The organism is Streptomyces sp. MBT65 (assembly GCF_016612545.1).
Classification (GTDB): domain Bacteria; phylum Actinomycetota; class Actinomycetes; order Streptomycetales; family Streptomycetaceae; genus Streptomyces.
On sequence record NZ_JAENRY010000677.1, the window covers coordinates 1 to 876 of the forward strand.

Annotated in this window: 2 pseudogenes; both read right to left on the reverse strand. The window is 70.3% G+C overall.

Going from position 1 to position 876, the window contains the following annotated elements:
* A pseudogene (locus JHN63_RS51515) lies at positions 1 to 217 on the reverse strand (phosphoribosylamine--glycine ligase); the annotation flags it as partial.
* Between the two features lie 188 nt (positions 218 to 405).
* Positions 406 to 876 (reverse strand): annotated as a pseudogene (locus tag JHN63_RS51520) (hypothetical protein); the annotation flags it as partial.

The following is an 876-nucleotide window of genomic DNA, read 5'->3' on the forward strand; positions in this document are numbered from 1 at the left end:
GGGCGTTTCTGCCGGAGGTGCGGGTGGGGTTGCGGGAAGAGTTCCGGGAAGGGTCGTGGGCGGGGGTCGGGTCCACGTACCAGGGGACGACGTGGCCGGTGTCGTCGAAGTAGGTCTCGCTGCCCCGGAGCCAGGGGACGGGGCCCTGCCCGAAGGGGTCCGTGACGGCGTGCGCCAGCGCTCCCGACTCCCAGCGGCGGATGTGCTCCGACCCCATGACCTCACCCCTCCCTCGTGCCCCCGTGGTGATCCTTCGTTCAGCTGTCGTATGTCACGCGCTCTTGCCATGCACGGGATCGGCCCCAGCACATCACATTAAGCACTCACTCTGTCACTGGTCGTTGCTAATTGACCAAAAGTGGAGCTTGGGGTTCCGATACGGGTGGGCGGTCGAGGGGCGCGCCGTCAGACGAGGCGTACCGGCTTCTCGGGGCGTATGCCCAGGTCCATCAGCCAGGCGCGCAGCGGGGCGGGGTCGCCGTCCTCCACGAGGCTGAGCACCCTCGGGGCGAGATCGGCCGCCCTTTCGCCGTTCACGAGAAGGGTCGGTCCGTCGAGCCAGTCGAGGCCCGGGGTCGCGCCGGCCGTGTCCATCGCGGCGCAGCACACCATCGCCGTGACGTGATCGGCGAGCAACTCTCGCCCTGTGCGCGGCGGTTGGAGCGGGAAGAGGGGCAGCAGCCCGTCGTCCCAGAGCGCGGTGTCGGGGCCTTGGCCGGGCGGGGCCGAACTGACCGGCGGAGTGGCCGCCTCCTCCCGCGCCAACTCGGCGGTGAGGCCTGCGGCGAGGGCGGCGCTGTGGGGGGAGCAGGTTTCGCCGAGGTCTTCGTCTTCTTCGGCGGCCATTGCTTTGTACGGCTCTGGGGAGGGGGTGGG